The organism is Enterobacter sp. SLBN-59, from assembly GCF_024807915.1.
Taxonomy (GTDB): Bacteria; Pseudomonadota; Gammaproteobacteria; order Enterobacterales; family Enterobacteriaceae; genus Enterobacter; species Enterobacter asburiae_B.
Genome location: NZ_JANUFI010000001.1, coordinates 554,848 through 576,769 on the forward strand (window position 1 = coordinate 554,848; position 21,922 = coordinate 576,769).

Genomic DNA, 21,922 nt, shown 5'->3' on the forward strand with positions numbered 1-21,922 from the left:
GGTTTTTACCCACCTGACGCTAATTGATTCGAGGTGGGCATTGTAGCGGGGCTTTTCCGGATACTCCAGTTTCATGCCGCAAGGACTTTATTGCGTCCGTCATTTTTAGCGCGATACAGCGCATCGTCCACACGCTTAAACAGCTCGTCAATACTTTCACCCTGATTGTGCCGCGCTACGCCGATGCTGACGGTAAACCGCGGCAAGCCTGGAATCGTAATGCGGGCAACGGCTGCACGGACTGACTCGGCAATCTGCATCGCGGTGTCGAGAGAGGTGCGCGGCAGCAGGATAACGAACTCTTCGCCACCCCAGCGGAAGACCATATCTCCCTCCCGACTACAGGCTTCCAGCGTCCGGGAAAGGGCGATAAGCACCTCATCGCCTTTCAGATGGCCGAACAGGTCATTAATGTTTTTGAAATGGTCGGTATCCACCAGCAGCAGGCTAAATTGCTGCTGCGCGGGAAGTTTATTCAGATTGCTTTGATCGGTAATCGCGTAGAACTGGCGCCGGTTGAGTAACCCCGTCATGGAGTCACGTAACGCCGCATGTTCCAGCTCCTGCTCCAGCCTTTTTTGCTCGGTGATATCGTGGATGATGCACAGCATCAGCTTGTCACCGTAGATCTCAATGGGCCCGGCATACGTCTGAACGTGGCGGGTGGATCCATCGGCAAGGCGGTGAACAAAATTGAGCGGCTTGTGACCACCGGGCAGCGCGGCAATCGCAGTCATAATGGGCATCACATCTCGCCCCAGCGTATTGATTTCCCAGGTATGCTTAGTGCACATGTCATCATGTGAATAACCATAAAAATTGAGCGCGGCCAGATTCGCATCGACGATTTGACCGTCGCGGGCCGGATCGATTAACAGCATTGGGGCGCTGTTGGTCAGAAAAAAGCGCGCATAAAAACCCTGTTTTTTCCGCCGGTAGTTAGCGGAACGGCTGGCCTTCAATCCTGAGAGTATTTGTTGGGAGATGCCCTCGAAAACAATCACATCGCCCCAGGGCGCGTAGTGGGCAAGCGAGAGGCGACAGCTTAACGGCGTATCCTGTCCATCCCGGTTCGTTGTCCAGATTTCGACGATCTCCTGCTCTGTTTTCAGTTCAGATACATACATCGACAGGACGGTTTGCGCACTGGCTGAATAGATCCCTTTGCGCAGGTCATCGAGCGTTTTATCTCCCATGATCTGCGTTGCGGCCACATTCGCAAAAACGATCTTTTCCGACACGGGTGAAACGAGCCACACGGGTGTTTTAATTACATTCAACGCATCAAAACAAGGTTGCGACATAGGCGTTTCCTGTTCATCGACAACATGTGCCTGACAATCATGACAGAATTGACTCGCGTGTACTCCCTTGAAACATACTCCACTTAACCCCGTCAGGCATGATTTTTTTGAGAAATAAATGCGGGGTCCGTTTGAATTTTATTAATGGGTATAATCTGTTTGTCTGAGTTTATCTGCAGCAGTAGCCACGGTACCTGTTCGGCAGGTAAGGGGCGGGAGAAAAGATATCCCTGCAGGTAATCGCAGCCGAGTCGGGTGAGAATCGCCTGCTGTTCTTCCGTCTCGATCCCTTCTGCCACCACATTCATCTCCATGGTCCGGGCGATACTGATAATGGTTTCAACCAGCTTGTAGCTTTTTTCATTTTCCAGCATCGACGTGACAAAGCTTCTGTCGATCTTGAGCTCTTTTGCTGGCAGCACGCTCAGCATCAAAAGGTTGGAATAGCCCGTCCCAAAATCATCAATCGAGACAACGATCCCCGCGTGATTAAACGCATTGAGCAACTCAATGCTGCGGTCGAGATTTTTAAGCGCGGTGCTTTCCGTTACCTCCAGGATCAGCCGGGACGGAGACAAGCTATATTTTTCCAGCATCGACGAGACGATCTGGAAAATATCAGGCTGTTCAAACTGGATGGGGGATAGGTTGAGAGACAGCGTCCACTGGCTGAAGCCTTGCTCAGTCCAGAAATGAAGCTGTCGGCATGCCGCTTCAATGGCCCAGTTACCTACCGGAATAATTAAGCCCGTTTGTTCCAGGGAGGGGATAAACAGATTAGGCAGCACAACCCCTTGCTCAGGATGCCGCCAGCGCAGAAGGGCTTCAAAACCGTGAATGGTTTTCTCTCCCGCATGCCAGGTTGGCTGGTACCACAGCTCAAACTGATCGCGCTCAAGCGCCTGAGAAAGCTCCTGCAGGAAACCGGGTTTCGCCGGGATCGCTGTTGACATCTCGGTCCGGTAAATCGCCCAGCCGTTGCGGCCATCTTCCTTGACGCGATGTAATGCTGCATCCGCCTTGAGCTTCAGTTCATGCAGCGTTTCGCCGTCCTGAGGATAGAGGCTGACGCCCGCGCTGATCGTCGTGCTAAACGTATGCCCGCAGACAGACAGAGGGCGTCGCACATCTTCAAGCAGCGCGGTGACCAGGGCGTTGAGCCTGTCGTCGTCACATTCCGGCACCAGCAGGATAAAGGCGTCGCCTCCCAGCCTTGCCAGGGTCATCTCACGCGTGAGCCGGGCCGTGATGCGCTGCGCGACCGTGATCAATAGCTCATCACCGACGCTGTGACCCCACGTATCGTTAACGCGTTTGAAGTGATCGACGTTCAGGAAAATAACCGCAAATGGCTTCTTGCTCAGCAGCGCGCTGCGCAGACAATCCTGCATGCGGAGATCCATCTGGTGGCGGTTTGCGAGCCCGGTGAGCGCGTCAAACCGCGCCTGTAGCTCAAGCTGGCGGTTGAGCTGATGCAGATTATCCGTCAGCCTGCTGGTGCGCCGGTGGGAATCGATCAGCGAAATGATTAACATCACGCCGAGCAGGCAGAGCGTGGTGACCGAAACCCAGATGGATAACCCCAGCTCGCCGATCCCGCCCGGGCGGGTATGCGCCATTTCCTGAAACTGCGCGGCACTCATGCCGGTATAGTGCATCGCACAAATGGCGGCACCCATGACGAAGGCCGCGAGAATGCGATTGATAAAGACGCCTTTGTGTTTATCCCGCAGGCGGAAAGCCAGCCACAACGCCGTGCCGGAGGCAACAACCGCAATAACCACGGACAACCCCACGAGGCGGCGATCCCAGATGATGCTGCCATCCAGCATCAGGGCCGCCATACCGATGTAGTGCATCGACACCACGCCAGCGCTCAGGATCGCCGTGGCAAAGATCAGTCGAAAGGGAGAAAGTTTTTTGCCCGCGACGGCAATATTAAGTGCCGTGGCCGATGCAACCACCGCGACGCCCAGTGACGCAAGGGTTAACCAGAGGTCGTAGCTCATCATCATGGGCATTTGCATCGACAGCATGCCGATAAAGTGCATCGACCAAATGCCAATGCCCAGCGTGACCCCACCGGCAATGCGCCAGAACAGGGCAGCCTTTCGGCTGGAGAGGGGGATCTTTCCGGCGCTGTCCAGCGCCACAAAGGAGGCGATAAACGCCACCAGATAAGAGATAGCGATTAACACAGGGTCCCACGATATATTGAGCATTATGCAATCCCACGCCTGAGAGGGTTACCGATTTCGCCTGCCGGGTACATCTTTATCGGGCAACGAACATGCGCATTCAAACCATATTAGTTATTTATCGTGAAAAATGACCAGTCATATTAATACTCTAAAACTTATTAAGAATATAAAATATATTCTCTTGTTAATATATTAAGCATTGCTAAACAAGAACGAATAACAGTAGCAAAGCTCCTTAAATATGAGGGCGATTGTGTCGTCTCACCGCGGGCGATACTATCGCTTAACATGGCTGGAGACCAGTATCACAGCATGCTGAGCAAAACATTTTCACTAATACGCTCTTTTTATCTGACTTAACGTAAATCTCAGGATGCTAACGGCGAAACAAAAAACAAGCGTTGTTTGCGATGAAAAACTTCCGGGCCAATGCTATAAGTCTAAGTGCCGACCAAAATATAAAACGTGGGTATTATCATGCTAAGAAATATTAGTGTAAGGACCTTTATTATCGGGTTCCTTTTCTCTCTTTTTTTGGTAAGTGCAGGTGTCGTTGTTCTATTTTCCAGCAATACGTCTCTCTTTATTTCGCTTAATGTCATCAATTTCGTTGCGCTATTTTTGCTCTGGGTCTATATGACGAAGTATCTTGTGACGCCGATCAATACGGTGAAGAGAAGTATTGAGGAGGTGACCGCAGGTAACCTTGGCGTCTCTATCCCAGAATTTGGCAATAACTGCGCGGGCCGGCTCATCCCCGGCATTAATAGCCTTTCCGGCAATATTGCGACGCTGGTGCGTGAGATCAGGGCGTCATCGCAAACCGCCATGACCTTATCGGATCAACTCTCGGCACGTAGCGCTCAGCTTTCGGTGAAAACCGAACAGCAGTCTGCGTCTTTGGTGCAAACCGCAGCCAGCATGGAGCAAATGGCCGCGAGCACCAAAAACAATGCCGATAACACCCGCTTGGCGAGCGAGCAGGCAAATGTGGCGACGTTACAGGCGCGCAAGGGCGGCGAGCTGATGGGGCAGGTCGCCAGCAATATGCAGTCCATTACCGAATGCGCGCAGCAGATGACGGAGATTATTTCGCTCATTGACGGCATTGCGTTCCAGACAAATATCCTGGCGCTCAACGCGGCCGTGGAGGCGGCAAGGGCGGGCGATCATGGCAAGGGTTTTTCTGTCGTCGCGGAAGAGGTAAGAAACCTGGCACACCGCAGCGCGGAGGCCGCGAAGAATATCAAAACGCTGATTGAAGTCACCAGCAGTAACGTCACGCAGGGAGCCAGCGTTGTGTCACAGGCAGAGAAAAACATGCATGAAATCGTGACCGGCTCGGGAAATGTCAGCCGCTTAATGGACGACATTTCCGCGTCAACCTCAGAGCAGGAGAAAGGCATTTCTCAGATTACCCTGGCGCTATCGGAGCTGGAGCGGGTCACACAAAGTAACGTGGCAATGGCAGAGGAACTCAACGGTTCGTCTGATGTACTGCGTAATCAGGTGATTGAGCTGCAAACCCGGACGCGTAATTTCAGGCTCGATCAGTCATCCTTATCCTCATCACCTGGCGGCTCGCCATCCTTCATGCAGCGGCCAGAGCACTCTCTCTGACAGCACCTCAAAGCCTGGCATGCCAGGCTTTTTTCACGCCTCCGCCTGGTATGTACAATTCCTGAGCGATTTCAGCGCGATGGGATACATACTTGTTGCTTAACCCCTGATGAAAGCTAGACTGACACCGAAGAGCTAAAAAGGTGGAGGCGCTGTGGAAAGCATTAAAGGATCTGAACTTAACGTTCCAGACGCAGTTTTTGCGTGGGTGCTGGATGGTCGCGGCGGTGCGCGACCGCTGGAAGATAATGATGTGATCGATAGTGCGCATCCCTGCTGGCTACATCTGAACTACACCCACCCGGACAGCGCTGACTGGCTGGCCTCGACGCCGCTCTTGCCCAATAACGTGCGCGATGCGCTGGCGGGTGAAAGCCTGCGGCCCCGCGTGAGTCGAATGGGTGACGGGACGCTGATCACCCTGCGCTGCATTAACGGCAGCACGGATGAACGCCCGGATCAGCTGGTTGCGATGCGTGTCTACATGGACGACGGGCTCATTGTGTCGACCCGCCAGCGAAAAGTTCTGGCGCTGGATGACATCGTCAACGATCTGAAAGAGGGCACCGGGCCGGTCGACTGCGGCAGCTGGCTGGTGGACGTCTGCGACGCCCTTACCGATCATGCGAGTGAATTTATTGAAGAGCTGCACGACAAAATCATCGACCTGGAAGATAACCTGCTCGATCAGCAGATCCCGCCGCGCGGTTTTCTGGCCTTATTGCGTAAGCAGTTGATTGTGATGCGCCGCTACATGACGCCGCAGCGCGACGTGTATGCGCGTCTTGCCAGCGAAAGGCTCGCCTGGATGAATGACGATCAGCGACGCAGAATGCAGGATATTGCCGACAGGCTGGGGCGCGGGCTGGACGAGATTGATTCCTGTATTGCCAGAACGGCGGTGATGGCGGACGAAATCGCGCAGGTGATGCAGGAGTCGCTGTCGAGAAGAACCTATACGATGTCCCTGATGGCGATGGTGTTTTTACCCAGCACGTTTCTTACCGGGCTGTTTGGCGTGAATCTGGGTGGAATTCCGGGTGGCGCTTATCGCTACGGCTTTACCGCGTTTTGCGTGATGTTAGTTGTTTTGATTGGTGGTGTTGCATGGTGGTTGCATCGTAGTAAATGGCTGTAAATTTACGCTTTTTCCAGCTTTCAACGGGATCAAAACGCTCTTTTAATTGAGCGAAGTCAATAAACATCTACCCCGTAAGGTGCAATATTACTCCCGCAGGTGAATGCAACGTCAAGCGATGGGCGTTGCGCTCCATATTGTCTTACTTCCTTTTTTGAATTACTGCATAGCACAATTGATTCGTACGACGCCGACTTCATAGTCGGCTTTTTTTTGCCTCCTGATTCCCAGCGTCTACCCTAAAAGGGACGACAGCAAATTCTGGAGGGAATGATGAGCATCCTGAACGCTCTGCTACTGCAACAATCGCGTCAATCCGATCCCGTCCCCACCGATCCGGTGCCAATGCCCGATCCCATCCCGCGTCCGCAGCCGATGCCCGACCCGCCGCCAGATCAAGAACCGATTAAATTGTCGCATCGAACCGCGAGATCTGCGAGGATACGCGCCATCTGACCGCAAAGATGACCACGAGAGACTACTGTGACCGCTTTTTCTACCCTGAATGTTCTGCCCGCCGCCCAACTCGATAACCTCAACGAGTTGGGTTACCTCACGATGACGCCTGTTCAGGCGGCCGCGTTGCCCGCCATCCTTGAGGGCCGTGACGTGCGCGTGCAGGCGAAAACGGGCAGCGGGAAAACGGCGGCATTTGGCCTTGGCCTGTTGCAGCATATCGATGCGGCGCTTTTTCAGACCCAGTCTCTGGTGCTGTGCCCGACCCGCGAACTGGCAGACCAGGTCGCGGGTGAACTGCGTCGCCTGGCGCGTTTCCTGCCAAACACCAAGATTTTAACCCTCTGTGGCGGACAGCCGTTCGGCGCGCAGCGTGATTCACTTCAGCATGCGCCGCACATTATTGTCGCAACGCCCGGCCGCCTGCTGGATCACCTGCAAAAAGGCACCGTCTCGCTGGATGCGTTACAAACGCTGGTGATGGACGAGGCAGACAGGATGCTGGATATGGGCTTCAGCGATGCGATTGACGAGGTGATCCGTTTCGCCTCGGCCGATCGTCAGACGCTGCTGTTCTCCGCGACCTGGCCGGAGGCCATCGCCGCCATCAGCGGGCGCGTGCAGAAAAATCCGCTCACCATTGAAATCGACAGCGTAGATGCGCTGCCCGCTATCGAGCAGCAGTTCTTTGAAACCTCGCAGCAGGGGAAAATTTCGCTCCTGCAGAAACTGCTGAGCCAGCATCAGCCTGCGTCCTGCGTGGTGTTCTGTAATACCAAAAAAGACTGTCAGTCGGTCTGTGACGCCCTGAATGCCGCCGGCCAGAGCGCATTGTCTCTGCATGGCGATCTGGAACAGCGCGATCGCGATCAGACGCTGGTCCGCTTCGCTAACGGCAGCGCCCGCGTTCTTGTCGCAACCGACGTCGCTGCGCGCGGTCTGGATATTAAATCCCTGGAGCTGGTGGTGAACTTTGAGCTGGCGTGGGATCCTGAAGTGCACGTGCACCGTATTGGCCGTACCGCGCGCGCGGGAAACAGCGGTCTGGCGATCAGCTTCTGCGCGCCGGAAGAGGCGCAGCGCGCCAACATTCTCTCTGAGATGCTGCAGATTAAGCTGAACTGGATGAATGCCCCTGCTGGCGTCAGCCTGGTGCCGCTGGAGGCTGAAATGGCGACGCTGTGCATTGATGGCGGTAAAAAAGCCAAGATGCGTCCAGGTGACGTATTAGGGGCGCTGACCGGGGATGTGGGTCTGGACGGGGCGGATATCGGCAAGATTGCGGTCCATCCGGCGCATGTCTACGTAGCGGTTCGCCAGGCGGTAGCCAATAAGGCATGGAAGCAGCTGCAAAACGGGAAAATTAAGGGTAAAACCTGTCGCGTACGTCTGCTGAAATAAAGAATGAAGCGTCTCAGAAGGTGTTTCTGAGACGCTAATCGCTTACTTCACTTCAAGCACGTTGAGACGCAGCTCTTCAAACTGATTGTCATCTTCTTCCGGCTGCCAGCCCGCTGGCTGCATGGGAATATCTTCCCGATCAAACGCCAGGTCTCCGCCGTTCACGACTTCTGACTCGTGGTTGATGCCTTTAAAGTCGAACAGCTCCACATCCGCGAGATGGGAAGGGACAACGTTTTGCATCGCGCTGAACATGGTTTCGATACGCCCTGGATAACGCTTATCCCAGTCGCGCAGCATGTCGCCAATTACCTGACGCTGCAGGTTCGGCTGAGAGCCGCACAGGTTACATGGAATGATCGGGAAACCTTTAGCCTGAGAAAAACGCTCAATGTCTTTTTCGCGGCAGTAGGCGAGAGGGCGGATCACAATGTGCTTGCCGTCATCGCTCATCAGCTTAGGCGGCATGCCTTTCATCTTGCCGCCGTAGAACATATTGAGGAACAGCGTTTGCAGGATATCGTCGCGGTGATGGCCCAGCGCAATTTTGGTCGCGCCCAGCTCCGTCGCGGTACGATACAAAATGCCGCGGCGCAGGCGAGAGCAGAGTGAGCAGGTGGTTTTCCCCTCAGGGATTTTCTCTTTCACAATGCCGTAGGTGTTTTCTTCGACGATTTTGTACTCAACGCCCAGCTTCTCGAGGTATTCCGGCAGAATGTGCTCCGGGAAGCCCGGCTGTTTCTGGTCAAGGTTGACCGCCACCAGGGAAAATTTCACCGGTGCACTTTGCTGAAGATTACGCAGGATCTCCAGCATGGTATAGCTGTCTTTACCCCCTGACAGGCAAACCATGATGCGGTCACCTTCTTCAATCATGTTGAAGTCTGCAATGGCTTCGCCCACGTTACGGCGCAGTCGCTTTTGCAGTTTATTCAGGTTGTATTGCTCTTTTTTGTTAATTTCTTGATTCTGTTGCATTTAGTACTACCTTCGGAGCCAGCAGGGGCAAACATTGTATGCCGCGTATGGTACGGATTCCGGCGGCGAATACCAGCACGTTTTACAGCTGCGTTAAATCTGGAGCCCTATAATGATTCACATCATGCAGGCTTAAGGGTAATGGCTAGTGATGCCGGGGTGATGCGTTATATCGACAAGGGTAGCTTTAAAAAGCCTGACAAACCTGGGAGGGCATCAGAAGGGTGCAGGCTCGCTGGGATAAGTATCACTTTTATCTCAGCTTACAGCACCTCAACCAATTCAAATTCTTCCGCGATCAGTTCCATATCTTCAGAAAAATGGCCTTCGCGGAAGAAAAATCGCTGATGCTCTTTCTGCCAGTATTCAAGGCTTAAATCGCCTTCACCCTCTTTGCGAGCGAATTCTTCATTTACATCGCAAAAACGCACCAGCCGCATTGAAACCAGCCGGATCACACAGACCGGGACATTCTGGCCATCAAGAATTATGTTGTAGCTCCCCATCCGCGGAGCAGACACATCCTGCGCGTACGAGGCAAAAGATCCGCAGGTGGCCGTTTTGATTCCTTTTTTAATCAGGTCCGCAAGCACGCTCGCCAGTTCCGGGCCGTCACCCATTTGCCAGGCCACTGCGCCTGGGTACTTCATTTTTAATTCTTCAACCTGAACCATTCAAATCCCTTCTTAACTCTTAACCAAAAGAATCGGAATAGCGGTTTTAGCATAAACCCCCTCGACTGTAGAAGCATAGTCGCCTTTCCTTGCATTTTTAGTTCGGGTGGGAAGGAAAACAAAGCGTTGCGCGTATTGCCCTCGTAAATATATCCTTACGAGGTTATCTGTGTGGTGAATCTGCTGTCTGCAGCCAGGCGCGTGGCTTTGAATATCAGTAACGAGTCACCTGGATGCAACCAGCACCACGCTTTTTCTTAAAATTTTATCCCATTGGAAGGGTTTAACGTGTTCAAGCTTAGTTCATCTCTACTGGCCATTTTCCTGCTGTCAGGCTGTAGCTCCGATCTGGTTCTCAGTCCACCTAAGCAACCCGAATACAAGTCAATGCCTGAAATAACCCAGTCTGTGACGCCAACGCAACAGCGTGCCATCATGGCCGGCGAGCGGCCAGACTGGTCAGAAAGAACCCCGATCAATACAATAAAGCGATATTAATAGACACTTATCCACCAGGGCTGCCGTTCGGCGGCCTTTTGTTTCCCCTGAATCTGGTTTACGAGAACTTTTCTGACGCCTGTCATGGTATTTATTACGTTATCAACCATGCTTAAGACGATGACAATTCAATCACTTCAGCATCGTTGAAGCGGCTACTTCACTTAAATCGAGAACCCTAAATGCGCCATGCATCTATCCCCGTAGCTGCAGCCACGACAATGTTTTTGCTCGGCGTTTTTATCATCAATTTACAGGTTTGGTATTCTGCACGGGTTGATAGCCTGGCAGAGGCGCACTATGTCGTGCGGAACATGAATGTTATTCTTAAAGAAGCTCGTCATGCGACTGAGATGGCAATGCAACTTGCCGAGAATGAGTGTGATGCTGAAGGGCAATATCGGCTGGGCACCGAGGCGGCATTACAGCCTCACCTGAGAACGATCGTTATTCTGAAAAATGATGCGGTCTGGTGCTCCTCGTTACCGGGAAACCGCGTATTGTTGGTCAACAGCTCAGTGCTGCCTGAGTCATCATTGCTCCTCGTCCCTTCGGCCAGTACCGTCAACGGTCTTCCGGTTCTCTTATACCAGACAATTCACGCCGGAAGCCGAATCATCGTTAGCATCAGCGATAGCCATATCCGGGATGCGCTGGATATGCCATTAAATGGCGTAGAATATTCCCTGAGAGTAGGCAATACCCTTTTAGGTCTGACAGGCGATGTGACGGCGGCAGACCCTACGAAGAAAGAGGTATTAATGGTAAAAGCCTCTAATTATCCTTTCTCGGTACAATTCAACTCTCCACCTCTTTTTAGTCTTAAGAGATTATTCAATCGAGCCGGAGGCGTGGTGTTATTCCTGCTGATAATATCGTCTCTCTCTGCTTATATTCTTCAACGCTATATTTCTAAGGATGTTTCACCCGAAGAGTCACTGCGCATCGCTATTTACAGAAATGAAATTATTCCGTATTACCAACCCGTTGTGAGCGGCAAAGAGGGAACCTTACGGGGTGTGGAGGTGCTGGCCAGATGGAAGCATCCTCAATCAGGGTTTATTTCTCCCGCATCCTTCATTCCTCTTGCTGAGAAGTCCGGTTTAATTATTCCTTTGACTCAAAGCTTAATGAGGCAGGTTGCAATACACATGAATGCTATTGCGACATTGCTGCCAGAAGGCTTTCACGTAGGGATTAACTTCAGCGCTTCTCATATCGTTGCGCCCACCTTTGTTGAAGAGTGTCTCCACTACAAGCGCAGCTTCACTCAACAGGATCTTAACCTCGTCGTTGAGGTGACGGAGCGTGAACCGCTCGACATTGATGAACATCTCGTTAATACATTGAATGAGTTACATAGCAACGGATTTGCCATTGCGCTGGATGACTTTGGTACGGGTTATTCCGGTCTGTCCTATCTGCAGGATCTGCACATTGACTACATTAAAATCGACCAGAGCTTTGTTGCCAGGGTTAATGCGAATGAGGACTCAACCCTAATCCTTGATTCGGTACTGGAGTTGGCCAGAAAACTCTCAATTAGCATCGTGGCGGAAGGCGTTGAAACAGAAGAGCAACTCGATTACCTCACACGCAATCATATCCGGTTTTTACAGGGTTTTTTCTTCTACAAACCTCTTCCTTTCAAGGAACTGGTCAAAGTTCTCTTGTCGAAGCCAAAAGTTAAGATCAGGGTGGAATAATGTTTATTTGGTTGTTTCTGAGAAAATAAAAAGGGGGGACATCATCCCCCAAAAATGCAGACCATTATTGCTTTAAACACGGTAATATTTTGTTATGCATTGACCGGATGGTCAAATTAATTGTTTTCAACATTGTTTTGGGTGTTCTTAAACGAATGGATGACTTTGAATATTAGCTGGCTAACGTTTAATTTGACTTTAATCAATATTGTCGCGCCCTCTTTAGATTGATGGATGCAATGATTATTGTTTTGTTAAAACAATGCGCTTACGCTGTGTTTTCGACGTAAGATGTTTCAGGTTAATTTTTTAAGAAAAAAATGCTAGCGGTCAACGCATAATGAAATAATGCTTACTTATTACCGCAGTTTAAATGTTAACCAGTAAAGGCCCGGGGCGCAGTTTGCATTTTAGAATAGCCGTCTCACTCTGAGATTTTCGTCAGTTAACGTATAATGCGTCATCCAAAACTGCTAAACACCCCGTGGCTCGTGCTATGACCCTTAATCGCTTTTGTTATTTACTCCTGATTATCGCTGCGATCGGCAGCCTTCTTGCTACCCATTCTCTGGTCATGTGGTTTCTGGCGATCAACGTGATGACGTTGTTCATGTATGGCGCCGATAAAATGGCGGCGCGGAAGGGGATGCGCAGGGTTCCGGAAGCGACATTGCTGGTATTTGGCGTGACAGGTGGCTGGCCTGGCGCCATTGTCGGCCAACAACTCTTTCGCCATAAAACCCAAAAGCAGCCCTTCAAAAGCTACTTTTTCATCAGCGTCGTCGTCAGCATCGCCATGATGGCGGCCGTTTATCATTTTTCTTCTTATTCTCTTTTATGAGCGTTGGCAGGGACTGCTGACGGTAAGGCATATCTTTAATTTACTCCTCCGTCACTGCCAATAGTAGTAGGACTATTCTTAAGTGGTTGCTGTTTTTTGCACAATCTGAATAATACGTGCAACAACACGGACGACAACATCCCATGAAAATAGAATCTCTTATTCTGGCAGTGCTGGTGCTCTTTTCTGCGCCTTCCTGGTCTGCTTTTCAGGAGCGGGAATATAATACCTGGTATATAAAAAATGCGGTCCTTTATGATATGACGCAGACCTCGGAAGGTTTCCCGGTCATGGTGAGTGTCTCCCAGCCAGGAAGAAAATCCGCTAATTTACTGGTGTCCTATATTACTGAAGGCCGTTGCGGTGAGAAAAACCTGCCGCTAAATGTGAATGGTAAAGTACTGCCCGCCAAATATTATTGTGTTCAGGTAGGACAAAACAGAATTGAACATTTTTCAGTGGTTGATGCGGACAGCGTCAATAGCATGGTGACGCATTTAAAATCCGATTTCACGATCCTCCTGCAAAACGATATCAAGATTTGGGCTGCAAACATCAAAACGCCAAAATATGGACTGGCGCCGAGATTCTAACTATGAAATGCCTGTATTACGACAGGCATTTTTTTTTGGGGATGTAACGCAATCATTTTTAAGTTAATAGTTTTAATGCATTACTATTAAACATTGAAGGTAAGTGGCCTTGGTTTTTTACGTATTTAAACGGACTGTATGCTAAACGGTACAAAACCTCATAAATAATCCTTTCTGACGTTATGGATAAAGCTCATTACCAGACTTACGCTTGCTAGCGGCGTTTTAGTTGTTCAACACATCTTTACTGGTAAGGAGCAGAAAATGTCGCAACGTAATAGTCTGGATTTACTAAGCCGTAAAGAAGGAATGTGTCTGTTAGAGCAAAGCATGGGTTTTGTCTGGCAGGCAGCGCTTCGGGCGGTCGCGGTCTTAGGCGTCGCAGATCGTCTGGTTGAAGGAAAAAAATCCGTCAAACAACTGGCGAAAGAGTTGAATGTCGACGCTGAATATCTTCATCGAATCATGCGCTTAGTGTCTTCTCGTGGAGTTTTCAACGAATTATCCGAAGCTGAATACAGTCTTAGCCATTCAGCACAATTCCTCTGTTCTGAGCATGAATTTTCCTTGCGTGCGGCGGTGCTCATGCTGACTGACCAAACATTCTGGCAGCCAGCGGCTAAAATGGATGAGATATTGCAAGGTAAACCTGTTTTTAATGAATTGTTTGGTAAGCCTTTTTACGACTACTGGCAGCATGACGATAGGGGATCTGAAAGCAACGTTTTTCATGCCGGTATGGCCTCTATGTCATCCGTAGAGAATGAGGTCATTGCAGATAGCTATTCGTTCCCTGAAAACGCTGTCGTTGCCGATATCGCCGGTGGGTTGGGTAACTTATTGCTGACCGTTTTACGTCGAAATCCGACCTTAACGGGGATCCTTTTCGATCAAAAAGACGTGCTTGAGCGAAATCGACTGCACCTGTTAAAGGATAATCGTCGATGGGAGACCATTGAGGGCAGCTTTTTTGAAGCCTGTCCTGTAGCGGACATTTACCTGCTTAAATACATTTTGATGGACTGGCCTGATGAGAAGGCCATTCAGATCCTTCAATGCTGCAGAACGGCTATGAAAGAAAACGCCCGACTATTAATTTTTGAGCCGCTTATTAAAAAAGAAAATAATGAGCTGGGACGATTTGAAATTGACCTTCTTCTGTTAACAAGCTTTGATGGCGGACGTACACGAACAGAGTCTGAGTATCAGCACTTGTTTGAGCAGACCAATCTGAAGTTGAACAAAATAATAGACACCCGTTCGTATCTGTCGATTTTAGAAGTCGTACCTGTCTGAACTGTTTAAATAACATTCACAGAGCATGCGTCCCGCATTCCGTTTTACCGTATTCCTGCTACGCTTGTTTGTTGTACCAGGAGCATGAATATGAAAAACAAAGATGAACAAACCGGATTAGTGGGGCTGGCGATTGGGGCCGCCGTTATTGGACTGGTTTCAGCGCAGAAACCGATCCATCGCAACAGCATTGTCGATGAACTGGTCAGGCTCGGCAGGCAAAAAGGCGATGGCGTAGAAGATGAGGTTTTCGTTAAGGCTGCCGAGTTGGTGAGAAAAGGGGTATAGCCCATGGCTGAAAAACGAAATGCGAAGTGCCATTGCGGCGCGGTGGCGTTCACCGTTGAGCTCACTGATGGACTCAATACCGCACGGCGCTGCAGCTGTTCCTTTTGTCGTATGCGGGGCGCGGTCGTTGTCTCTGCGCCGTTGTCAGGGATTAAGGTGACCAAAGGTGAAGATAAGCTCACCGAGTACCGCTTTAACACGGGAACGGCACGGCATTTCTTCTGCTCGGTGTGCGGGATTTACACGTTCCATCAGCGGCGTTCTAACCCAAACGAATATGGCGTTAATGTCGCCTGATTTGAAAACGTTTCACCTTTTGATTTTCCAGAGGTGAAGGTGATGGACGGCGTTAACCATCCTATGGATGGGGGAAGTGGGGTATTTGGTTATCTCTCTTTTCGCGAGAAAGGGGAAAAGGAGGCATGATTGCCGCCTGGCCACTCTTTTACTCCTCCGGCTATAGTAGGCAGTGGGTAACTGAAACAGGAGAAACTATGCTCTGTGTTGAAAAAGACGATCCGCGTGAGGCCCCTGAATCAGGTGATAAAAAGCCTCAACCTGTGAAAAAATAACGCGACATACGCGTTTACCCGCCACCGGCACCGCTGGTGGCTTTTTATTTCCAGGGACAATAGTTAACTGCCGTCCAGATGGTTTAATAGCGCCCCGAGATGCCCGACGATATCACCAAAATCAAAAATTAACGCCATCCACAGCAATGCTAAAAGGGTAAGTAAGGCAAGGGATACACGACCAAACAACGCTGTTATCCTTAGTGAAGAAAGGGCTATCACCGCAGTTTAACCAGCTTACTTTCAACTTTCCCTCAACCAACCCCTTTCTTAAACTGTCTTATGTGACGAACTTCATAAAACAAGCGAGCCCGCATGATTATGCGGGCTCTGACAATCAGAACTGGTAAACCAGGCCTAACGCTACAACATCATCGGTGCTGATGCCGTTGTCTTTGTAGAAGTTGTCATCTTCATCCAGCAGGTTGATTTTGTAATCAACGTAGGTGGACATGTTTTTGTTGAAGTAATAGGTGACCCCTACGTCAGCGTATTTAACCAGATCCTGGTCGCCCTGGCCGTTGCCCAGATCCTTACCTTTCGACTGCAGGTAGGAAAGGGACGGACGCAGGCCGAAGTCGAACTGGTACTGCGCGGTCACTTCGAAGTTCTGGGTTTTGTTCGCCACGGCGTCGGTGTTATCACCATATGGGGTCATATTGCGGGTTTCAGAATACATTGCCGCCAGATAGATGTTATTGGCGTCATACTTCAGACCCGCCGTCCAGGCATCCGCTTTGTCTCCACCCGCAGTGGTATTCATGACCTGCTCGTTGGTGCGGTCAGAAGAGGTATACGCGGCCCCTGCAGTAATCCCCATGCCAAAGTCATAGGTTGTGGAGATACCAAAGCCATCACCGTTCTCGTGACGCGTGTCGCGACCGTTGTTGGTACCTTCCTGGTTGTTGCTGGCGTCTTCATTTTTGCCCTGATACTGCAGCGCAAAGTTCAGGCCCTGCACCAGACCGTAGAAGTCGGTGTTACGGTAGGTTGCCACGCCGTTTGCGCGGCCGGTCATGAAGTTGTCGGCTTTGGTGTAGGAGTCGCCACCGAACTCAGGAAGCATATCGGTCCAGCCTTCCACGTCGTACAGGACACCGTAGTTACGACCGTAATCGAAGGAGCCGTAGTCACCCACTTTTACACCGGCGAAGGCCAGACGCGTCCAGGACTGATTATCAGACCCTTCCGTGTTATTGGCCTGAATGTTGTATTCCCACTGCGCATAGCCGGTCATCGTGTTGTTGATCTGCGTTTCACCCTTGAAACCCAGACGCATATAGGTTTGATCGCCGTCAGCACCTTTGTTATCGGAAAAGTAGTGCAGACCATCTACTTTTCCGTACAGATCTAATTTGTTACCGTCTTTATTATAAATTTCTGCTGCTTGAGCAGAACCAGCTATTAACAGAGCCGGAATCATCAGAGCCAGTACTTTTCTTTGCATTGTGATATTCCTTTGCAGTTGTTTTTATTTAATTACCTGTTGAACTTTCAGAATGAGAAAGTTGTCTCATGCTAAATCACTCCTGTGTAAGAGTAATAAAATATAATTGTTACGAACTAAGTAAAATCTAAACCGAATAAATCGGCGGAAATGATCATTGGTTTGATGAATGATTTAAAAGTAACTATATTAAATTGAAATTATTAATCAGGCGTTAATTAAGGTAATCTGCCCGGCGTTATATGCCTGTAAGATGATTCATCCATAATTAACGTGAATGCTATTAAGGAAACTAAATAGATATTCAATGATTATCTGGATTCGCCCGGTGTGAATACGCCGGGCTTTTTTTATGGCAAAAAAATGCCCGGACAAGCCGGGCAGGGGAACTAGTCGCTGGTCGGTTTTTCGGCTTTACCCGCCATCTGCGCCAGGAAGTCATAGCGTTTTTGCAGGTCAGCAGCGGCATCTTTCCAGAGCTGCTCGGCCACTTCCGGCTGCTGGGCGTTAAGGCGACGGAAGCGCTGTTCCTGCATTAACGTCTCGGCCAGGGCATCCGACGGCGGACGCGAATCCAGCGCCAGCGGTAATTTACCCTCGTCTGCACGACGCGGGTCGAACCGGTACAGCGGCCAGAAGCCGGTCGCGGTCAGCTGGCGCATCTGGTCGTGGCTGAGGGCCAGATCGTAGCCATGCTCTTCGCAAGGGCTGTAGGCAATGATCAGCGACGGGCCAGGATACGCTTCCGCTTCCTGAATCGCTTTCACCGTCTGGTTAAGCTGGGCACCCAGCGAGATTTGCGCGACGTAAACGTGACCGTACATCATCATGCTCACGCCGAGATCTTTGCGCGCCTTGCGTTTACCGTGTTCGCCGAATTTCGTTACCGCGCCTAACGGCGTCGCTTTCGACGCCTGGCCACCGGTATTGGAATAACACTGCGTATCCAGAACCAGGATGTTGACGTTTTCGGTCAGGCTCAACACGTGATCCAGTCCGCCAAAGCCGATATCGTAAGCCCAGCCGTCACCGCCAATCAGCCAGATTGATTTTTCGACCAGAGCGTCAGCGTTGGTCAGCAGCTGTTCAGCCCCCGCAACGCCCTGCAGCGCGCGGCGCAGCTCAGCAACCTGCTCACGACGTTCTTCTGGCGTCGCGTCCGCATGAAGCGCGTCATTGAGCTCAGCGGGGATCTGCCCGGCAAACTGCTCCAGCAGGCGCATCACGCGCGCGCGGTGCTGGTCGACGGTCAGGCGGAAGCCCAGGCCGAATTCGGCGTTGTCCTCGAATAGCGAGTTTGCCCACGCCGGACCGCGCCCATTCGCGTCGGTGGTGTACGGCGTAGAAGGCAAATTGCCCCCGTAGATGGATGAACAGCCGGTTGCGTTGGCAATCAGCATCCGGTCACCGTACAGCTGGGTAAGCAGCTTGATATACGGCGTCTCACCGCAGCCGGAGCAGGCCCCGGAGTACTCAAACAGCGGCGTAATCAGCTGTGACGTACGAATATCAATACGTTCCAGTTTGCTGCGATCGATTTCCGGCAGATTCAGGAAGAAGTCATAATTGACCTTCTCCTCTTCGACGTGCTCCAGACGCGACATCATATTGATGGCTTTGATCTCCGGATCCTGCCTGTCTTTCGCCGGACAGACCTCGACGCACAGGTTACAGCCGGTGCAATCTTCCGGCGCGACCTGCAGTACGTATTTCTGTCCGCGCATATCGCGAGATTTCACATCCAGCGAATGCAGGCTTGCAGGCGCGGCTTCCATCTCTTCCGGTGAAACCACTTTGGCACGAATAGCAGAGTGCGGGCAGGCCGCAACGCAGTGGTTGCACTGGGTACACAGCTCTTCTTTCCAGATAGGGATCGCTTCGGCAATGTTGCGTTTTTCCCAGCGCGTGGTGCCCATCGGCCAGGTGCCATCCGGCGGTAGCGCGGAGACGGGCAGGGCATCGCCCAGACCAGCCAGCATCGCCGCCGTCACGGTCTTAACGAAATCAGGCGCCGCATCGGACACCACCGGAGGGCGGTTCGGGCTTGTCGCATTCACCGGCTGCAGCGGTACCTCAAACAGCGATTCGCGCGCCAGCGCCAGCGCCTGCCAGTTTCGCTCGACCAGCTCCTGGCCCTTGCTGCTGTAGCTTTTAGCAATCGCACCCTGCAGCTCCACCAGCGCGCTGTCGCCCGGCAGAATATTGGTCAGATGGAAGAAGGCCATCTGCATAACGGTATTAATACGCGCAGCCAGGCCACATTCGCGGGCAATTTTCGCAGCGTTGACCACGTAGAAACGGGCTTTTTTCTGGTTCAGCACCGCCTGAACTTCCTGCGGCAGGCGCGCCCAGACTTCGTCTGCGCTGTACGGCGTATTGAGGAGGAAAATACCGCCGGGCTTAAGGCGCTCGGCCATCTGGTATTTATCGATAAACTGCAGCTGGTGGCAGCCAACAAAATCGGCCTGAGAGATAAGATACGCGGAGCGGATGGGTTGTTCGCTCACGCGCAGGTGGGAAACGGTCAGGCCGCCTGCTTTTTTGGAGTCGTAGACGAAGTACCCCTGGGCGTACCACGGCGTGGAGTTGCCGATAATTTTGATGTTGTTTTTGGTCGCGGAGACGCTGCCGTCGCTGCCCAGACCATAGAACAGCGCCTCAAGTTTGGCGGTCGAGGGCAGGGTGTTTTCCGGCAGCGAAAGGGAAAGGTTCGTCACATCATCATAAATGCCGACGGTAAAGCGCGGCTTAGGTTTTGCCTCGCTTAACTCGTTGAATACCGCCAGCACGCAGTCCGGCCCAAACTCCTTGGAGGACAAGCCATAGCGACCCCCGATTACGCGCGGCAGCGTTTCACGTTCGCCCTGATTAAAGGCTTCTGCCAGGGCGGTCATCACATCCAGATAGAGGGGTTCCGCCTGCGCGCCCGGCTCTTTGGTACGGTCGAGCACCGCCACAGCGCGGGCGCTTTCAGGCAGAGCCGAAAGCAGATGTTTAGCCGAGAACGGACGATAGAGACGCACCTTAAGCACGCCGACCTTTTCGCCGCGCGTCAGCAGCTCGTCAACCACCTCTTCACAGGTCCCAATGGCTGACCCCATCAGCACGATCACCCGTTCCGCCTGCGGATGGCCGTAGTACTCAAAGGGTTTGTACTCACGGCCGGTCGCGGCGGCAAAGTCATTCATTGCCTGTTCAACATGGTTGTAAACCGCGTTGTACCAGGGGTTCGTGGCCTCGCGGGACTGGAAATAGGTATCCGGGTTTGCCGATGTCCCGCGAATAACCGGGTGTTCAGGATTAAGTGCCCGTCCGCGATGCGCGTCGATTTCCGCCTGCGGCAGCAGATTGAGGATAGTATCGTCAGCCAGCGGGACGATTTTGTTGATTTCGTGAGAGGTGCGGAAACCATCAAAGAAGTGAATAAACGGCACGCGGCTTTTAAGCGTGGCGATATGCGAAATTAAGGCAAAGTCTTGCGCTTCCTGAACGCTGCTGGCGCATAGCATCGCGCAGCCGGTCTGGCGCACGGCCATCACGTCGGAGTGGTCGCCAAAGATAGAGAGCGCGTGGGTAGCAACGGTGCGCGCGGCAACGTGCAGAACGAAGGGGGTCAGCTGACCGGCGAGTTTGTAAAGCGTAGGGATCATTAACAGCAATCCCTGTGAGGAGGTAAACGACGTGGAAAGCGCGCCGGTCTGAAGCGCACCGTGTACCGTGGCAATCGCACCGGCTTCAGACTGCATCTCAACCACTCTCGGGACATCGCCCCAGACGTTTTTTAACCCGTTACCCGCCCAGGCATCCGCCTGCTCGGCCATGGTAGAACTTGGCGTAATCGGGTAGATGGCGATAACTTCACTGGTGCGAAACGCGACTGAGGCAACTGCACCATTACCGTCAATAGTTTGCATAGGACAACACCCTTACATTGCGCAAAAAAATAGGGGTCTGTATTACGGCAACAAACCCTGAATATTATCTGTGTATTCTAGCAAACGGGGGATTTTACGATTTTCGCTTTTGTGTCCTTGGTATTCTCTCCATCAATGAGTAGATCAAACTTTTGGCGAAAAAATTGCGAGAAATTGTTTCTGGAGCGCATAAATACGCACTTCCGCTCTCGACGACACGGGATGTGATGCCTATTATGCATAGGTTTCGCATTATTCATGGGGGAGAGAGCATGCGCTCAGCATTTTGGGTAGGGTGTGCCGCGTTATTGTTGTCGGCATGTAGCAGTGAACCAGTCCAGCAGGCAACGGCAGCCCACGTGGCGCCGGGAATGAAAGCGGCGATGTCCAGTTCAGGCCAGGCCAACTGCGCAATGATTGGCGGTTCGCTGTCTGTCGCCCGCCAGCTTGATGGTTCTGCTATTGGGATGTGCGCCTTGCCAAACGGCAAACGCTGTAGCGAACAGTCGCTTGCCGTTGGAAGCTGCGGTAACTACTGATTATTCTACACGCTTAAACATCAGCGTTTTATCGGCTGTCGCCAGGGTTAACTGGTCCTCAGTCAGGTCGACCTGCGCCCCTTTGCGCAGCATGTCGCCGATGGTCTGATCCAGCTCATTCAGCTGCGGCTCAGTACAGAGCTTGCGCGTCATGGCCAGCGTTTTAACCTTCAGCTCGCCTTCGGACAATTTCCCCTGTCCGTTGAAGCGGTTACACATCTGGCCAGAAACGCTGATGTTATTCACCAGGCTGATATCTGGCAGCGCGCCAAAGCTGAGCTCAGGTTGCGTTGTCGCGGTCTTCACGGCCTTACCGTTGACATTTTCCAGCACAAAGCGGTGGTTTTTAAGTTGCTCCGGCTGTACGGAGGCTTTGCCCGGATTAACGCAGCCGGAAAGGACAAGACTAATAACGCTTAACGCAATGAGCTTTTTCATTTTTCTTCTCAAACTATA

Annotated in this window: 18 protein-coding genes and 2 pseudogenes; 12 read left to right on the forward strand and 8 right to left on the reverse strand. The window is 51.7% G+C overall.

The window, feature by feature from the left end; genetic code table 11:
• Positions 1-71 precede the first annotated feature (71 nt).
• Both M2422_RS02600 and M2422_RS02605 read right to left on the reverse strand, forming a co-directional pair.
• A complete protein-coding gene (locus M2422_RS02600) occupies positions 72-1,304 on the reverse strand; it encodes a sensor domain-containing diguanylate cyclase (protein WP_064672632.1) in 1,233 nt (410 codons plus the stop codon).
• A gap of 92 nt (positions 1,305-1,396) precedes the next feature.
• Positions 1,397-3,526, reverse strand: coding sequence for a bifunctional diguanylate cyclase/phosphodiesterase (locus M2422_RS02605; protein ID WP_064672631.1), 2,130 nt, complete (start codon positions 3,524-3,526; stop codon positions 1,397-1,399).
• A gap of 456 nt (positions 3,527-3,982) precedes the next feature.
• Here M2422_RS02605 and M2422_RS02610 point away from each other — a divergent pair, with 456 nt between their 5' ends.
• The 4 genes from M2422_RS02610 (at position 3,983) to dbpA (ending at position 8,120) form a co-directional block, all read left to right on the forward strand.
• A complete protein-coding gene (locus tag M2422_RS02610) occupies positions 3,983-5,125 on the forward strand; it encodes a methyl-accepting chemotaxis protein (protein WP_064672630.1) in 1,143 nt (380 codons plus the stop codon).
• Between the two features lie 154 nt (positions 5,126-5,279).
• Complete coding sequence (gene zntB / locus M2422_RS02615) at positions 5,280-6,263, forward strand: zinc transporter ZntB (RefSeq protein ID WP_033145705.1); 984 nt, start codon at positions 5,280-5,282, stop codon at positions 6,261-6,263.
• A 282-nt stretch (positions 6,264-6,545) separates the two neighbouring features.
• Positions 6,546-6,719: a hypothetical protein gene (locus M2422_RS23865; protein ID WP_305089335.1), complete on the forward strand. Its 174-nt coding sequence runs from the start codon at positions 6,546-6,548 to the stop codon at positions 6,717-6,719.
• A 27-nt stretch (positions 6,720-6,746) separates the two neighbouring features.
• Positions 6,747-8,120, forward strand: a complete 1,374-nt coding sequence (dbpA, locus tag M2422_RS02620) for an ATP-dependent RNA helicase DbpA (RefSeq protein WP_064672629.1) — start codon at positions 6,747-6,749, stop codon at positions 8,118-8,120.
• Positions 8,121-8,162: 42 nt separating this feature from the next.
• On the opposite strand, the gene ttcA is transcribed toward dbpA, so the two are convergent.
• The 3 genes and pseudogenes from ttcA to M2422_RS02635 all read right to left on the reverse strand — a co-directional run bounded on the left by ttcA (position 8,163) and on the right by M2422_RS02635 (position 9,772).
• Positions 8,163-9,098, reverse strand: a complete 936-nt coding sequence (gene ttcA / locus M2422_RS02625; protein WP_033145703.1) for a tRNA 2-thiocytidine(32) synthetase TtcA — start codon at positions 9,096-9,098, stop codon at positions 8,163-8,165.
• Between the two features lie 35 nt (positions 9,099-9,133).
• Positions 9,134-9,205, reverse strand: a pseudogene (locus M2422_RS02630) (hypothetical protein); the annotation flags it as partial.
• Positions 9,206-9,361: 156 nt separating this feature from the next.
• The gene (locus tag M2422_RS02635; RefSeq protein ID WP_039262890.1) at positions 9,362-9,772 is read right to left on the reverse strand and encodes an ASCH domain-containing protein; all 411 of its coding nucleotides are present in this window, start codon (positions 9,770-9,772) and stop codon (positions 9,362-9,364) included.
• Between the two features lie 680 nt (positions 9,773-10,452).
• Between M2422_RS02635 and M2422_RS02640 the strand changes: the two genes are divergently transcribed.
• From M2422_RS02640 to M2422_RS02670, 7 genes and pseudogenes are all read left to right on the forward strand, one after another.
• Entirely contained in the window at positions 10,453-11,976 is a 1,524-nt protein-coding gene (locus M2422_RS02640; protein ID WP_064672628.1) for a cyclic diguanylate phosphodiesterase, read from the forward strand.
• 496 nt (positions 11,977-12,472) lie between these two features.
• Complete coding sequence (locus M2422_RS02645) at positions 12,473-12,817, forward strand: DUF1294 domain-containing protein (protein WP_064672627.1); 345 nt, start codon at positions 12,473-12,475, stop codon at positions 12,815-12,817.
• 143 nt (positions 12,818-12,960) lie between these two features.
• Positions 12,961-13,410 carry a hypothetical protein gene (locus M2422_RS02650; protein WP_064672626.1) on the forward strand — a complete coding sequence of 150 codons (450 nt, stop codon included), beginning with the start codon at positions 12,961-12,963 and terminating at the stop codon, positions 13,408-13,410.
• Between the two features lie 264 nt (positions 13,411-13,674).
• On the forward strand, positions 13,675-14,706 hold the full coding sequence (locus M2422_RS02655; protein ID WP_064672625.1) for a methyltransferase: 1,032 nt from the start codon (positions 13,675-13,677) through the stop codon (positions 14,704-14,706).
• 90 nt (positions 14,707-14,796) lie between these two features.
• Positions 14,797-14,994: a hypothetical protein gene (locus M2422_RS02660; RefSeq protein WP_023312007.1), complete on the forward strand. Its 198-nt coding sequence runs from the start codon at positions 14,797-14,799 to the stop codon at positions 14,992-14,994.
• A gap of 3 nt (positions 14,995-14,997) precedes the next feature.
• Positions 14,998-15,420: pseudogene (locus M2422_RS02665) on the forward strand (GFA family protein).
• A 68-nt stretch (positions 15,421-15,488) separates the two neighbouring features.
• On the forward strand, positions 15,489-15,566 hold the full coding sequence (locus tag M2422_RS02670) for a hypothetical protein (RefSeq protein WP_223239581.1): 78 nt from the start codon (positions 15,489-15,491) through the stop codon (positions 15,564-15,566).
• Positions 15,567-15,903: 337 nt separating this feature from the next.
• Here the strand turns inward: M2422_RS02670 and ompC are convergent, their stop codons facing one another.
• Entirely contained in the window at positions 15,904-17,013 is a 1,110-nt protein-coding gene (ompC, locus tag M2422_RS02675) for a porin OmpC (protein WP_047060983.1), read from the reverse strand.
• Between the two features lie 389 nt (positions 17,014-17,402).
• Positions 17,403-20,927, reverse strand: a complete 3,525-nt coding sequence (gene nifJ, locus M2422_RS02680) for a pyruvate:ferredoxin (flavodoxin) oxidoreductase (RefSeq protein WP_064672624.1) — start codon at positions 20,925-20,927, stop codon at positions 17,403-17,405.
• 272 nt (positions 20,928-21,199) lie between these two features.
• Here nifJ and M2422_RS02685 point away from each other — a divergent pair, with 272 nt between their 5' ends.
• A complete protein-coding gene (locus tag M2422_RS02685; RefSeq protein WP_023312003.1) occupies positions 21,200-21,466 on the forward strand; it encodes a DUF333 domain-containing protein in 267 nt (88 codons plus the stop codon).
• Here M2422_RS02685 and hslJ read toward each other — a convergent pair whose 3' ends face one another.
• The gene (gene hslJ, locus M2422_RS02690) at positions 21,467-21,904 is read right to left on the reverse strand and encodes a heat shock protein HslJ (RefSeq protein WP_058841012.1); all 438 of its coding nucleotides are present in this window, start codon (positions 21,902-21,904) and stop codon (positions 21,467-21,469) included.
• Positions 21,905-21,922: the final 18 nt, after the last annotated feature.

Excerpts from the sequence above, each read along its gene's own strand:
- ttcA (WP_033145703.1), bottom strand. The coding sequence starts at position 9,098 with ATGCAACAGAATCAAGAAATTAACAAAAAAGAGCAATACAACCTGAAT.
- M2422_RS02685 (WP_023312003.1), top strand. The coding sequence starts at position 21,200 with ATGCGCTCAGCATTTTGGGTAGGGTGTGCCGCGTTATTGTTGTCGGCA.
- M2422_RS02640 (WP_064672628.1), top strand. The coding sequence starts at position 10,453 with ATGCGCCATGCATCTATCCCCGTAGCTGCAGCCACGACAATGTTTTTG.
- M2422_RS02645 (WP_064672627.1), top strand. The coding sequence starts at position 12,473 with ATGACCCTTAATCGCTTTTGTTATTTACTCCTGATTATCGCTGCGATC.
- M2422_RS02635 (WP_039262890.1), bottom strand. The coding sequence starts at position 9,772 with ATGGTTCAGGTTGAAGAATTAAAAATGAAGTACCCAGGCGCAGTGGCC.
- M2422_RS02650 (WP_064672626.1), top strand. The coding sequence starts at position 12,961 with ATGAAAATAGAATCTCTTATTCTGGCAGTGCTGGTGCTCTTTTCTGCG.
- hslJ (WP_058841012.1), bottom strand. The coding sequence starts at position 21,904 with ATGAAAAAGCTCATTGCGTTAAGCGTTATTAGTCTTGTCCTTTCCGGC.
- M2422_RS02655 (WP_064672625.1), top strand. The coding sequence starts at position 13,675 with ATGTCGCAACGTAATAGTCTGGATTTACTAAGCCGTAAAGAAGGAATG.
- M2422_RS02670 (WP_223239581.1), top strand. The coding sequence starts at position 15,489 with ATGCTCTGTGTTGAAAAAGACGATCCGCGTGAGGCCCCTGAATCAGGT.
- M2422_RS02610 (WP_064672630.1), top strand. The coding sequence starts at position 3,983 with ATGCTAAGAAATATTAGTGTAAGGACCTTTATTATCGGGTTCCTTTTC.
- M2422_RS02605 (WP_064672631.1), bottom strand. The coding sequence starts at position 3,526 with ATGCTCAATATATCGTGGGACCCTGTGTTAATCGCTATCTCTTATCTG.
- M2422_RS02600 (WP_064672632.1), bottom strand. The coding sequence starts at position 1,304 with ATGTCGCAACCTTGTTTTGATGCGTTGAATGTAATTAAAACACCCGTG.
- ompC (WP_047060983.1), bottom strand. The coding sequence starts at position 17,013 with ATGCAAAGAAAAGTACTGGCTCTGATGATTCCGGCTCTGTTAATAGCT.
- nifJ (WP_064672624.1), bottom strand. The coding sequence starts at position 20,927 with ATGCAAACTATTGACGGTAATGGTGCAGTTGCCTCAGTCGCGTTTCGC.
- M2422_RS02660 (WP_023312007.1), top strand. The coding sequence starts at position 14,797 with ATGAAAAACAAAGATGAACAAACCGGATTAGTGGGGCTGGCGATTGGG.